Annotated in this window: 15 protein-coding genes; 6 read left to right on the top strand and 9 right to left on the bottom strand. The window is 52.4% G+C overall.

Annotated features, from left to right (window positions below; translation table 11 throughout):
• Nucleotides 1-28: 28 nt before the first annotated feature.
• The 7 genes from HRI97_RS08160 to fabF form a co-directional block, all read right to left on the bottom strand.
• Nucleotides 29-949 (bottom strand): SPFH domain-containing protein, encoded by a 921-nt coding sequence (locus HRI97_RS08160; protein WP_253724993.1) that lies wholly within the window; start codon nucleotides 947-949, stop codon nucleotides 29-31.
• 42 nt (nucleotides 950-991) lie between these two features.
• Entirely contained in the window at nucleotides 992-1447 is a 456-nt protein-coding gene (locus HRI97_RS08165) for an NfeD family protein (RefSeq protein ID WP_253724994.1), read from the bottom strand.
• Nucleotides 1448-1485: 38 nt separating this feature from the next.
• Nucleotides 1486-2997, bottom strand: a complete 1512-nt coding sequence (locus HRI97_RS08170) for a dihydroorotase (protein ID WP_253724995.1) — start codon at nucleotides 2995-2997, stop codon at nucleotides 1486-1488.
• Entirely contained in the window at nucleotides 2994-3449 is a 456-nt protein-coding gene (locus HRI97_RS08175; protein WP_253724996.1) for an aspartate carbamoyltransferase regulatory subunit, read from the bottom strand. The genes HRI97_RS08170 and HRI97_RS08175 overlap by 4 nt, the downstream gene beginning before the upstream one ends.
• A gap of 78 nt (nucleotides 3450-3527) precedes the next feature.
• Nucleotides 3528-4451 (bottom strand): aspartate carbamoyltransferase, encoded by a 924-nt coding sequence (gene pyrB / locus HRI97_RS08180; RefSeq protein ID WP_253724997.1) that lies wholly within the window; start codon nucleotides 4449-4451, stop codon nucleotides 3528-3530.
• A gap of 100 nt (nucleotides 4452-4551) precedes the next feature.
• Entirely contained in the window at nucleotides 4552-5769 is a 1218-nt protein-coding gene (gene fabV / locus HRI97_RS08185; RefSeq protein WP_253724998.1) for an enoyl-ACP reductase FabV, read from the bottom strand.
• 52 nt (nucleotides 5770-5821) lie between these two features.
• Entirely contained in the window at nucleotides 5822-7090 is a 1269-nt protein-coding gene (gene fabF, locus HRI97_RS08190; RefSeq protein ID WP_253724999.1) for a beta-ketoacyl-ACP synthase II, read from the bottom strand.
• 175 nt (nucleotides 7091-7265) lie between these two features.
• Here fabF and infC point away from each other — a divergent pair, with 175 nt between their 5' ends.
• From infC to HRI97_RS08220, 6 genes are read left to right on the top strand one after another with little or no spacing between them, the layout of a single operon-like run.
• Nucleotides 7266-7820 carry a translation initiation factor IF-3 gene (gene infC, locus HRI97_RS08195; RefSeq protein ID WP_180486575.1) on the top strand — a complete coding sequence of 185 codons (555 nt, stop codon included), beginning with the start codon at nucleotides 7266-7268 and terminating at the stop codon, nucleotides 7818-7820.
• The gene (gene rpmI / locus HRI97_RS08200) at nucleotides 7813-8013 is read left to right on the top strand and encodes a 50S ribosomal protein L35 (RefSeq protein ID WP_180486576.1); all 201 of its coding nucleotides are present in this window, start codon (nucleotides 7813-7815) and stop codon (nucleotides 8011-8013) included. The genes infC and rpmI overlap by 8 nt, the downstream gene beginning before the upstream one ends.
• Before the next feature lie 17 nt (nucleotides 8014-8030).
• Nucleotides 8031-8390 carry a 50S ribosomal protein L20 gene (gene rplT / locus HRI97_RS08205; RefSeq protein ID WP_253725000.1) on the top strand — a complete coding sequence of 120 codons (360 nt, stop codon included), beginning with the start codon at nucleotides 8031-8033 and terminating at the stop codon, nucleotides 8388-8390.
• A gap of 1 nt (nucleotide 8391) precedes the next feature.
• A complete protein-coding gene (locus HRI97_RS08210) occupies nucleotides 8392-8751 on the top strand; it encodes a cell division protein ZapB (RefSeq protein ID WP_253725001.1) in 360 nt (119 codons plus the stop codon).
• Complete coding sequence (gene zapA / locus HRI97_RS08215) at nucleotides 8752-9054, top strand: cell division protein ZapA (protein WP_180486579.1); 303 nt, start codon at nucleotides 8752-8754, stop codon at nucleotides 9052-9054.
• Complete coding sequence (locus HRI97_RS08220; protein ID WP_253725002.1) at nucleotides 9051-9548, top strand: DUF188 domain-containing protein; 498 nt, start codon at nucleotides 9051-9053, stop codon at nucleotides 9546-9548. The genes zapA and HRI97_RS08220 overlap by 4 nt, the downstream gene beginning before the upstream one ends.
• 98 nt (nucleotides 9549-9646) lie before the next feature.
• On the opposite strand, the gene HRI97_RS08225 is transcribed toward HRI97_RS08220, so the two are convergent.
• Together HRI97_RS08225 and HRI97_RS08230 are read right to left on the bottom strand one after the other, a co-directional pair.
• Nucleotides 9647-10933: an HD domain-containing phosphohydrolase gene (locus HRI97_RS08225; RefSeq protein WP_253725003.1), complete on the bottom strand. Its 1287-nt coding sequence runs from the start codon at nucleotides 10931-10933 to the stop codon at nucleotides 9647-9649.
• 95 nt (nucleotides 10934-11028) lie between these two features.
• Nucleotides 11029-11868: an RsmB/NOP family class I SAM-dependent RNA methyltransferase gene (locus tag HRI97_RS08230; RefSeq protein WP_253725004.1), complete on the bottom strand. Its 840-nt coding sequence runs from the start codon at nucleotides 11866-11868 to the stop codon at nucleotides 11029-11031.
• Nucleotides 11869-11872: the final 4 nt, after the last annotated feature.

The following is an 11872-nucleotide window of genomic DNA, read 5'->3' on the forward strand; positions in this document are numbered from 1 at the left end:
ATTCCACGAGCGGCAGCGGAACCGCCGATTACTTTTTTCCGATTTCGCCGATCGCCGATACGACGCCCGCAAGGTTTTGAAAATCCGCCGGCACAATGATTTTCGTCGCCTGTCCGTTCGCGGCTTTTTCAAGCGTTTCAAGGCTGCGAAGCTTCACGACCGCTTCGTCGATGTGCACGTCTTTGATCATCTGCAATCCGGCTGCCGTCGCCTGCTGCACTTCGCGGATCGCCTGAGCTTCGCCTTCGGCTTTTCGTATCTGCGCTTCTTTTTCGGCTTCCGCATGCAGGATCGTCGCCTGCTTTTGCGCTTCGGCTTCGAGGATGCGCGCCTGCTTTTGTCCTTCTGCGACGAGGATTTCCGACTGCTTTTGCCCTTCTGCGATCAATATCTTTTCACGCCGTTCGCGTTCGGCACGCATCTGCTTTTCCATCGCTTCGCGGATCGCTTCCGGCGGCATGATGTTTTTCACTTCGACACGGTTCACTTTGATGCCCCACGGATCGGTTGCCTCGTCGAGTATCGAACGCATCTTCGTGTTGATGACGTCGCGGCTCGTAAGCGTCGCATCCAAATCGAGCTCTCCGATGATGTTGCGCAGCGTCGTTGCACTTAAATTCTCTATGGCGAGCATCGGGTTTTCGACGCCGTAGGTGTACAGCTTCGCATCGGTGATCTGCATATAGACGACGGTATCGATTTTCATCGTAACGTTATCCTTCGTGATAACCGGCTGCGGCGGAAAATCGAGCACGCGTTCTTTGAGCGACACTTTATTTGCGATGCGGTCGATAAACGGCGTCTTTACATGCAAACCCGTCTGCCACGTCGCAATATACGTACCGAGCCGCTCGATCACAAACGCGCGCGCTTGCGGAACGATTTGAATATTCGTGATGACGAGCACCATGACGATGACAACCAATGCGATGATGACATACAGATTCATATTTCCTCCATGAAAAAATTAATAATAATTATTAAAACAATATTATACCGAGCCCGTCCGGACGGGAACGACGACGGCGGTATTGCCTTCAAGCCGCACGATTTTGCACTCCGCCCCTTTTTCGATCGTCTCGCCCTTTTCAGAGCGCGCAGTCCACACGATGCCGCCCGCTTTTACCGCACCCTTATCGAACTCCGTCATGCGCTGCACGACCAGCACCTTTTTGCCGATAAGGCTGTCCGCGTTCGTCGGCATTTTTTTTGCGAGTTTTTTCGCCGCAAGCGGCCGCGTAAAGATGAGCAGCGCAAGTGAAATCGCGACGAAGATAAAAAGCTGCCATCGAAACGGAATCGGCGCGAGTGACAAAAAGATCATCATAAACGCTCCGCACGCAAACCAAATCGTCGTGAGTGCCATCGTAAGCGATTCGATGACGATGCAGAGAACGACAACGATGAGCCAAAACCACGGCAAATTATTTAAAATGAGCATCGGCATGGATGCAGTATAGCATAAAAACCGTTTTTTGTATATTTTCAGTCGGAGTATCGGAACACCCGCCTGCCTCCGACAAAGAGCTCTTTTACTTTGCCGACGAGTTCACGGCCGTCGAACGGAGTCGCTTTTCCTTTGCTGAAAAAGGCGCTCGCGTCCACAGTCCACTTTTCTTCGGGATCGACGAACACGATGTCGGCGTCGAAACCGGGAGCGAGCACGCCTTTATTGAGACCGAGAATACGCGCGGGATTTGCCGACATGAGAGCCGACAATCTCTTCGCTCCGAGCTGACCGCCTGCAACGAGAACGGTATTGCACACCGCAAAGGCCGTTTCAAGCCCCGTAAAGCCGGGACTGCCTGAGACTTTGTCTTCGAGCGTATGCGGCGCGTGATCGGTCGCGATGACATCGACCGTACCGTCGCGAAGTCCTTCGAGAAGCACGACGCGGTCGTCTTCGCTCCTGAGCGGCGGATTTACGAGCGCGCGTATAAAAGGTTCGTCGGTGCCGCAGAGAGCCAAGTGATGCGGAGTTACTTCGCAGGTAACGCAAAAACGTTTTTCTTCCCGCGCTTCGGGTACATAGCGCGTACCGTCGAGGGAAGCTTCGTAGGCGGCGTCCGCTTCGTCGGCGAGGTAATCCGCTTCATCGTCCGAAAGCGATTCTTTTGCACTGCGCACCGCATCGAGGGCGGCGGCCGTACTCACGTGTGCGATATGCACACGGCACCCCGCTTCACGCGCAATCATGATATTGCGGATCGTCGCGCTGTTTTCCGCAAGCGCGAGCAGATCGTTCGCTTTTGTCAAAAGGCTCGCGATTTTGTCGAGCACTTCGTCGGGAACGTCATCGTCGTCGTCCGCTCCCCACGCGGCAAGGTCATAGGCTTCCATCAGTTTGAGCGCTTCACGGCGGTAAGTTTTTGCCGCGGCCGCAAGCGATGCGTCTTCACTGTGACAGCTTACGATAATACCTCGCCGGGCGGCTTTCGTCATAGCGTCGAGCATGACGGAAGCGGATGCGACATCGTTTCCGTCTTCGGTGATAAGCGGCACGCGAGATGCGTCGAGGTCTTCGATGTGTCGGGTATCCGAGCCTCCGAAATCCTTTGTGATGCTTACCGACTGTATCACGCCGGCAAGAGCGAGAGAAGCCGCTTCCCTGTCGATTTCGAGCGCGCTCATCTGCGACGAAACGACGGGAGCCGTATTCGGCATCGCAACGACGGTACCGAAGCCTCCGGCACAAGCCGCGCGCAATCCGCTTGTCAAATCTTCTTTTTGCGTCTGCCCGGGATAGCGCAAGTGCACGTGCATATCGATAAAAGCGGGCATGAGCGTGAGCCCCTGCGCGTCGACGTATTCGACGGAGGGATGCTCATAGCCGTCTTCTGCGAGCACGGAAAGCGCGAGAGCTTCCGTCGTTTTTTTATTCGTAAAATAGCCGGTATAGACCGCGCGGATTTTATCGTCCACGACAAGCAGCGCTCCGGGCGAGTCGATCGCTTCGTCGAGGAGATGTGCATTGTAAAAAAGAAAAGCGCGCGTCATGACTTCGCCTCCACGGGATTTCCGTCTTCACCCGCCGTATACAGCGCGTCGCAGTATTCACAGCGGTACAATCTTTTCGTTCGGTCGACAAGCAAAAAGGTCGACGGAACGAAGTTTTCGCTCGCCGTGATACAGCGCGGATTTTTACAGCGGAATACGTTTTGTACGCGCGGCGGCAGGGTCATATTGATTTTCCGAACGACTTTTTCGTCTTTAATAATATTGACGCAGATATCGGGATCGATAAAGCCGAGTACCGAAAAATCGATATCGATGATATTGTCGATTTTGATCAAATCTTTTTTGCCGCTCTTTTGCGACGGCACGTTCATGATGAGAGCCGACGTAAAAGAAGAAGCGTCGAGGCCGAGCCGGCGGAAAATGCGCCAGCCCGTCCCCGCTCTGATGTGATCGATTACCAAACCGTTTTTAATCGCCGTTACGTTCATCACCGCCTCCGCTTGTATCGGGAACCAAAAAGACTGCAATGTAAGGCCGCTTAAAAAACCGACCGAATTTTTAAAACCGTCCTACAGACAGCCCGTCAATTTTGCAATGAGCGCCATGCGCGCATACATGCCGTATTTCACCTGCCTGAAATACGCCGCCCGCGGATCGTCGTCTACTTCCGGCGCTATCTCGTTTACGCGCGGCAGCGGATGAAGCACGATCATATCCGGCCTCGCAAGTTTCATCTTTTCTTTGTCAAGAATATAGCTGTCCTTTAAGCGGATATAATCCTGTTCGTTGAAAAAGCGCTCTTTTTGCACGCGCGTCATATAGAGGATATCGATCGTATCGATGACGTCTTCGAGGCGATGTACGCTTTCATATTCGGCGCCCGAGGCATCGAGTACGCTTTCCCGAATGTATTCGGGGATCGCAAGTTCGCTCGGACTGATAAAAACGAATTTATTATTTTTATAGCGGCACATAGCCTGCACGAGACTGTGCACAGTGCGCCCGAATTTCAAATCCCCGCAAAAGCCTACGGTAAGATTTTCAAAACCGCCGCGCAGCTCTCGTATCGTCACCAAATCGGTGAGCGTCTGCGTCGGATGGAAGTGTCCTCCGTCGCCCGCATTTATAAGAGGACACGACGAAAAACGGGATGCGAGGAGCGCCGCCCCCTCTTTCGGACTGCGCATCGCGATGACGTCCACATAAGATGAAACGACACGGATCGTATCGGAAAGAGATTCCCCTTTTACAGAGGAATTCGACTGTGCGTCCGAAAATCCCTCGACCGCGCCTCCGAGACGGAGCATCGCCGCTTCGAAGGAAAGACGCGTACGCGTGCTCGGTTCAAAAAAAAGCGCCGCGAGAATTTTCCCGCGGCACACATCTTGAAACGCAGCAGGATCGACGATCATCTGTTCGGAAAGAGAGCAGATTTCATCGATCTCTTCGACGGAAAGATCATCCGGCTCTATAAGATGGCGTCCTTCCAACATGCGAATCCTCCGCTGCTTAGGCTCAGCTCCGCTTTTGCACTCGGCACGAAAGACGGAGCAAAATTATTAATTAATAATTTTTATCGGCATCAAGCGCCGTTCAATCGATCGTATCCATGCGAGCGACGTCCTTATCGTAATCGACGCCCGCGATATCGAACCCGTTTGCGGCGAGAAAGTCGTGCTTGTAGCCTTCGAGGTCGCAGAGCTCGCGGAGATTTTCCTGCGTCACCGACTTCATGCTTTCGAGGCATTTTTTCTGCACGTCGTCCGCAAGTTCGAGATCGTCGATTCTGATACGGTGCTCGCTGTCGGTCGGAACCGTACCGTCGGCCGTATAAAGCCGTTCGGCAAAGAGACGCTCCATCTGTTCGATGCATCCTTCATGCGTTCCCTTTTCTTTCATCACTTTAAATAAAATCGACAGGTACAGCGATATGATCGGGATAACCGCGCTCGAACGCGTGACGAGTCCCTTGTTGACGGAAATGTACGCGCCTCCTCCTACCGACGATTTCAGCTCTTTGTCCAAGTCGAGCGCCGCTTTTTCCAAATCGAGCTTTGCCGTGCCGATCGTGCCGTCGCGGTAAATCGCATGGCTGAGTTCGGGTCCGATGTACGAATACGCGATCGTACGGCAGCCTTGCGCAAGGACTCCCGCATCGGACAGCTGTTTGATCCAGCGCCTCCAGTCGTCTCCGCCCATCACTTTGATCGTGCTTGCGATCTCCTCTTCCGTCGCCGGCTCCGCGCTCGATTCTTTGAGCGTTTCGGTCATAATGTCGATACACTTTCCGCTGTAGGGTTTTCCGCGCGGCTTGATTACCGATTTGTACAGCACTTTCGTATCGGGATCGGTGCGCACGGGACTTGCAAGACTGTAAATTATTAAATCGAATTTGGCTCCGAGTTTTTTCACTTCGTCGATGACGAGCGTTCTCGTTTCGTCGGCAAAGGCGTCCGCATTCAGCGTGACGGATTGAAGTCCCGCTTTTTTTGCCGCGCGGTCGAAAGCCAAATTATTGTACCAGCCGGGTGTGCCGCCCTTCGTTTCGGTTCCCGCTTTTTCGAACGAAACGCCGATCGTGTCGGCTCCGTATTCGAATGCGGCGACGATGCGGCTCGCAAGTCCGTATCCCGTCGAGCAGCCGAGGACGAGCACGGTTTTCGGCCCCGCTCCGCCCTCTTTTGCACCCTTGATGCCGCGCTTTTCTTTTTGCACCTTGATATACGCGATTTCGTTTTCCGTTTCTTTTGCACAACCTACAGGATGCGCGTTGATACAAATGCTGCTTCGAACCATCGGTTTAATAATCATAACTACCTCTCATAAAAACTTTTGCGGACTTCGAATCAACTTCCGCCTCTCTTTATTCGTACCGCTTAACGATGACGCACCCGTTATGTCCGCCGAAACCGAGCGATACGCTTGCCGCCGCATCGATGCGCATTTTTCTGCCTTTGTTCGGAACGTAATCCAAATCGCAGCCGTGCTCGACATCGGGTTCGTCGAGGTTCATCGTCGGAGGTGCAAAACCGTCTCCGATCGCTTTGACGCAAAAGAGCGCTTCGATAAGACCCGCAGCTCCGATCATGTGGCCGGTCATACTCTTCGTCGAAGATACCGCCAATGTATACGCGTGATCGCCGAAAGCGCGCTTTATCATTTTCGTTTCCGTTTCGTCGTTCGCCTGCGTCGACGTACCGTGCGCGTTGTAATACTGAACCGAAGAAGGCTGCATACCCGCGTCGGCAAAAGCGCGCTCGATGCAAAGCGCTCCCCCCGAACCGTCGGGAGCAGGCGCGGTTATGTGATAAGCGTCGCTCGACGATCCGTAGCCCGCGATTTCCGCGTAGATGCGCGCGCCGCGCTTTTTGGCGTGTTCGAGTTCTTCGAGCACGAGGGCGGCGCTCCCTTCGGCCATGACAAAGCCGTCTCTCGCTTTGTCGAAGGGGCGGCTCGCTTTTTCCGGACAATCGTTGAACGAAGACGCAAGCGCCTGCAGCACTTGAAAGCAGCCGATGCTGAATCCCGTAATGCACGCTTCCGTGCCGCTTCCGATGCACACATCGACCCTGCCGCTTCGAATCAAATCGGAGGCAAGACCGATTGCATCGGTACCTGAAGCGCAGGCCGTCGAAATCGTCCATACCGGGCCGTGCACACCGAGGAGCATACTGACATTCGCAGCCGCTTCGTTTTGCAGCATCATCGGAGCGGTGAGCGGCGGCAGCCGGCTCACGCCGAAACGGGGATCGCAGTATTTTTTAAAACCGTCTTCGATCGCGTCGTAGCCGCCGATACCGACGCCGTTTACGATACCCGACGCGTCCTGCCCGAAAGACGATTCGTCATAGCCCGCGTCGCGAACGGCCTGCAGGGAAGCCGCTGTGAGAAAGCGCGTAAACCGCGCCATTTTCCGCACGACTTTGTGATCCAAACCGTACGCGTCGAGTGAAAAATCTTTTACTTCGGCCGCAATCTTTACGGGATAATCGGAAGCATCGAAAAGGGTAATTTTTCCGATGCCGCTTTTGCCGGCTTTAATGCCCGCCCATGTCGATGCGACATCGTTTCCGAGCGGAGTTACGGCACCCAAACCCGTAATGACTACACGCCGTCGTGATTGAACATCCATTGGTTCAGTGTACAAGGTATGACGTTTTTATTCAATAAGCGGATTGCATAAACGCATTATCTTAGGACAGCGCAATTTTCTTTATGAGATCGAGCACTAGACATTTCGGTATACATTATTATATAATAACACTTACATTACATGGTAGACGTGTTTTCAGACACAGGGAGGATAGTTGGCCTATACTAACAACAATAAGGGTTTACGGATTAACGAACAAATCCGCGTACGGGAAATCAGGTTAATAGATGATGAGGGTAATCAAAAAGGAATCGTACCTACGATTGATGCGCTCAGAATGGCTAGGGATGAGGACCTCGACCTTGTTGAAGTTTCGCCAAACGCGAATCCGCCGGTCTGCAAAATACTCGACTTCGGCAAATACCGGTTTGAAATGGAAAAAAAGCTCCGAGACTCCAAGAAAAACCAAAAGGTATTGAAGCTCAAGGAAATCCGTATGCAGCCGAAAATCGGCCCGGGCGACCTTGACACGAAAGCCAAGCATGTGCAGGAATTCCTCGACGAAGGCAATAAAGTCAAAATCACGATCCGCTTCCGCGGACGCGAATTGGCACACACCGAGCTCGGATACGGAGTCCTGCAGGAAGTTTTGAAAAGGCTTACTTCCGCGTACGTCGTCGAAAAACCGGCCGCTATGGACGGCAAGTTTATGTCGATGATCATTTCGGGAAAAGCCAAAACAACAAGTGAGGTAAAATCGAATGCCTAAGATGAAGACGAAAAAATCCGCAGCCAAGCGCTATTCGCTTACGGGCGGCGGAAAAGTCAAGTACAAGAAAATGAACCTCCGCCATATTCTCACCAAGCGTTCTTCAAAACGGAAACGCCAGCTCCGTGCTGCAGGAATTATGGCCGAAGACTCTGCAAAAAAAGTAAGAAAGCAGATGCTGCCGTACGGCTGATTTTTAGGAGTTAAAACATGTCAAGAGCAATAGACGGATCAAAACGCAAAAACCGCCGCATCAAAATTCTAAAGCTTGCAAAGGGTTTCAGAGGCGACAGAAAATCGAATTTCAAAGCCGCAAAAGACGCGGTCGTAAAAGCGCTGCGCCACGCCTATGTCGACAGACGCGACAGAAAGGGCAATTTCCGCTCGTTGTGGATCGCACGCATCAACGCGGCCGTTCGCGACGAAGGACTTTCGTACTCGCGCTTTATCGACGGCTGTACCAAGGCAGGTGTCGCGATCAACCGAAAAGCACTCGCGAATATGGCAATCGAAGATCCCGCGGCGTTCAAAGCCGTCGTGGATATCGCAAAGAACGCACTGAAGGCATAATATGATATCGCTCGATCAGATTCTTCTTCTTGAACGAAAAGTGGAAAGCGCTGTGGAAAAAATCTCACAGCTGCAGTCGGAAAACGATGCTCTGCGCACCAAGTGTGCCGAGCTCACAAATGCGCTTGCCGACAAATCGGAGCGGCTTTCCTCTATCGAACAGGATCAGAGCAAGATCGAAAACGGCATATTAAAAGCGCTCGACCGGCTCAACTCCATCGAAAATTCCGTACTGAGAGCCGGAAGCGCAGCTTCTTCTGCAAAAGTGCAGCAGACCCCGAAAGCGCACGAAAGCGCGCCCGCCCGCCCCGCCGCCGAACCGAAAAAATCGGAAGAGGGCGGCCAGTTCGACATTTTCTAAATGGGTTCCCTTCAAATCGATTTGCTCGGTTCTTCTTTTGCGATCAAAGCGAACGAAGAGTCCGCCTACCTTGAAAAACTGCTCGGCTATTATAAACGCATTACCGAAGAAGTGAAAAAAACGGGCGGCTTGACCAAGCCCGTCGAAATAGCGATCATGAGCGGCATCACGCTCGTCGACGAATTGTACAAAGAAAAATCGAAAAACGCAAAACTCTTAAACGGCGGCGACTCGACCGACGATGAAGAAGCCGAACGCCTCACGCTCCGCATGATAGACAGGATCGATAAGGCGCTCGAGTGAAGCCCGTGCACGTGTGGGTGGATGCCGATTCGTGTCCGCGAACGGTACGCGACTACATCATTAAAAAAGCGGCGGATCTTTCGCTTGCCGTCACTTTCGTCGCAAACCGCGCCGTCCCCGTCGATGAAAAATTATTAATCGATAAAAAATCATCTTTCGAAAGCGTCATTTGCGAAAACACGCCCGGCGCGGCCGACGACTATATCGCAGGCAGTGCGGAAAAAGGCGATATGATCGTCACGCGCGACATTCCGCTTGCAGCAAAGCTTGCCGAACGGGGCTTGTGCGTTTTAAATGACCGAGGAATTTCCTATACGAAAGAGAGCGCGAAAAAAAAACTTGCCGACAGGAATTTCAATATGCAGCTTGCAGAGGCGGGGCTTACGGGCAATAAAAAAAACATCTACGGCAAAAAAGAATTCGCCTTATTCGCAGCATGCTTCGACAAAGAGATAATCAAATTGATCCGCGAGCGCTCTCTCTCGCTGCTGTAAACAATACGGCTTTTCGCAAAGTATTTGCAAACGATGCTCGCGCGTTTTTTGCAGCGGGCATTGTGTCCGGTTTACGGTTTTCCGGAGAATCGGCGTCATTAAACCGATGTACCCTTCTCTTCGGGGCGGGATTCTTCGTCGGGGTATGCGAGGAGGATTGCCGCGATGCGGCTTTTTACCTGCAAAAACGCTTCGACGATTTCAGGGTCGAACTGCGTGCCCGCCCCCTTTTCGATCTCTGCAAACGCTTCATCGGGAGACCACGCGTCTTTATACGATCGGCGGTGGCTGAGCGCGTCGAATACGTCCGCGACGCTTATGATGCGCGCTGCGAGGGGAATCTCATCTCCGCCGAGGGCTTTTGCCGGAGGAATGGGCTCGCCTATTTTATACGCACGATAATCGATATCGCCGGGATAGCCGGCAGGCGATTTGTTCCACGCTTCGTGATGATGGAGCGCAACGTCTCGACACATCGAATCGAGCATGGAAGTACCGTCTCCGAAAATCTGCGCACCGATGCACGTGTGCCCTTTTAATATGGCGCGGTTTTCATCGTCGGGGCCGTAGCGCTTCGGGCTGTGAAGCACCGCATCGGGAATGCCGACTTTGCCGATGTCGTGAAATTTTGCGGCGATTTTTAAACAGTCGCGAAAGCGATGTTTTTCGTGTTCGGGAACATGGTGATCGAAGGCCCAGCGGTCGTATATTTCGAGCGAATTTTCGGCGACCCGCATAACGTGCGGATAGGTTTCTTTCGGATCGCGGAGCTCCGCCATCTTCAGCATGCGCTGTACCATCAAATTCGTCTGATACGTATTTTGCAGCGCTTGGCGAACGTTCGACGCAAAGTGTGTGATATAGAGCACGGCGTCTCTATCAAAGCCGATAATCTTTCCCGATTCGTTTTGCGCATTTATGAGCTGCATGACGCCGAGCAGTTTTCCCGACTGCATCTTAAGCGGCAGCGTATAGATCGATTTTGTATGATAGCCGGTCGCGATATCGGTTTTTTTATTAAAAACAAAAGGTTTGTCCGAAGGAATTCGATACGCGTTCTGAATATTAACCGGCTCTCCCGACAGCGCAACATAACCCGAAATCGACTTTTCATTGATCGGAACGGAAAAGGACAGATACGGAAGTTTTTCTCCGGGTTTGAGCTTTTTCAGCTGCGTATCGTTTTGCGCGTATTTTATGCGCAGCTTGTTGTCTTCGATTTCGTAGATGGAACCCGCATCCGCGCGGACGATAGCGCGCGTTTCGGTGAGAATGCGTTCGAGGAGCACGTCGATGTCTTGGATTTCTTCAAGTTTTTTTTCGAGCTCAAGAATTTTTTGCAGCTTTTGCTCTTTTTGCAGCATACTTTTTTTTATCCGCTTCATGTACACTTTTTCCTAATACGCTATCGAATACAAATCCGTTACTCAATCCCCCTCTTCTTTATTATATCCGCGTTTAAAATAAAATACAACGTAAATTATATCGCCGCCTTTTGAATCAGAGAAAAATATATCGGCCCCGCTCCGTTTTGTACGTCGGGCAGAACATGAAAACCGTATTTTGTCTTTTCGGCTTCCGGAAAAAGCGTATCGCAAAACGGCAGAAACCTTTGTCTTTCGAAAGAAATGACATCGAGCACGATTTTCGCCGTATCGAATTTTTTCAAAAGCCGCCCGACGACACCGTCGTTTTCGGCGGGAGCAAGTGCGCAGGTCGAATAGAGAATACAGCCTTCAGGATTCAGCATGCGGTAAGCCGACGACAACAGCGCCCACTGAGCGATCGTCGAAGTTTTTATCCGCGAAGGCGTCCACTCGGCAAGATATTTCGCATCGGTAAAAACGTGACGTTCGGACGAACACGGAGCGTCGAGCAGGATGCGGTCAAAGCGCGCGTTTTCGTCGAGGCACATCTTCGCACCGTCGCTCAAGTTCGTCTTTACGCGCGCAAAAACGGTTTCAGGAAGACAATTTTCAAGGACGCGCTTGAGCCTCCGGCATCGCTCACGGGAGCGCTCGTTCGCAACGAGCCGAGCATCATCTTCCATAAGGGATGCGAGGACGAGCGTTTTGCCGCCGGGAGCCGCGCAGAGGTCGAGAACCGTATGGGCGCCTGAAAGCGGAAGCGAAGAAGCCGCCAAAACGCTTGCGGCATCGAGAAAATACGGCTCCTTTCCGCCCGCGTTCCACGCCGCATAGCGGACATCGCCTGAAAGCGCTTCTTTGAGCTTCGGCCATCGCTCTCCGTACAGAACCGAATAGTACGATTCGAATCCCGCTCTTCCTGAAAGCTTTTGCACTCCTCTATCTTTTCGCATATCG

The organism is Treponema socranskii subsp. buccale, assembly GCF_024181585.1.
Classification (GTDB): Bacteria; Spirochaetota; Spirochaetia; order Treponematales; family Treponemataceae; genus Treponema_D; species Treponema_D buccale.

Excerpts from the sequence above, each read along its gene's own strand:
- HRI97_RS08160 (WP_253724993.1), bottom strand. The coding sequence starts at position 949 with ATGAATCTGTATGTCATCATCGCATTGGTTGTCATCGTCATGGTGCTC.
- HRI97_RS08165 (WP_253724994.1), bottom strand. The coding sequence starts at position 1,447 with ATGCCGATGCTCATTTTAAATAATTTGCCGTGGTTTTGGCTCATCGTT.
- HRI97_RS08170 (WP_253724995.1), bottom strand. The coding sequence starts at position 2,997 with ATGACGCGCGCTTTTCTTTTTTACAATGCACATCTCCTCGACGAAGCG.
- pyrB (WP_253724997.1), bottom strand. The coding sequence starts at position 4,451 with ATGTTGGAAGGACGCCATCTTATAGAGCCGGATGATCTTTCCGTCGAA.
- fabV (WP_253724998.1), bottom strand. The coding sequence starts at position 5,769 with ATGATTATTAAACCGATGGTTCGAAGCAGCATTTGTATCAACGCGCAT.
- fabF (WP_253724999.1), bottom strand. The coding sequence starts at position 7,090 with ATGGATGTTCAATCACGACGGCGTGTAGTCATTACGGGTTTGGGTGCC.
- rpmI (WP_180486576.1), top strand. The coding sequence starts at position 7,813 with ATGCCTAAGATGAAGACGAAAAAATCCGCAGCCAAGCGCTATTCGCTT.
- rplT (WP_253725000.1), top strand. The coding sequence starts at position 8,031 with ATGTCAAGAGCAATAGACGGATCAAAACGCAAAAACCGCCGCATCAAA.
- HRI97_RS08210 (WP_253725001.1), top strand. The coding sequence starts at position 8,392 with ATGATATCGCTCGATCAGATTCTTCTTCTTGAACGAAAAGTGGAAAGC.
- zapA (WP_180486579.1), top strand. The coding sequence starts at position 8,752 with ATGGGTTCCCTTCAAATCGATTTGCTCGGTTCTTCTTTTGCGATCAAA.
- HRI97_RS08225 (WP_253725003.1), bottom strand. The coding sequence starts at position 10,933 with ATGAAGCGGATAAAAAAAAGTATGCTGCAAAAAGAGCAAAAGCTGCAA.
- HRI97_RS08230 (WP_253725004.1), bottom strand. The coding sequence starts at position 11,868 with ATGCGAAAAGATAGAGGAGTGCAAAAGCTTTCAGGAAGAGCGGGATTC.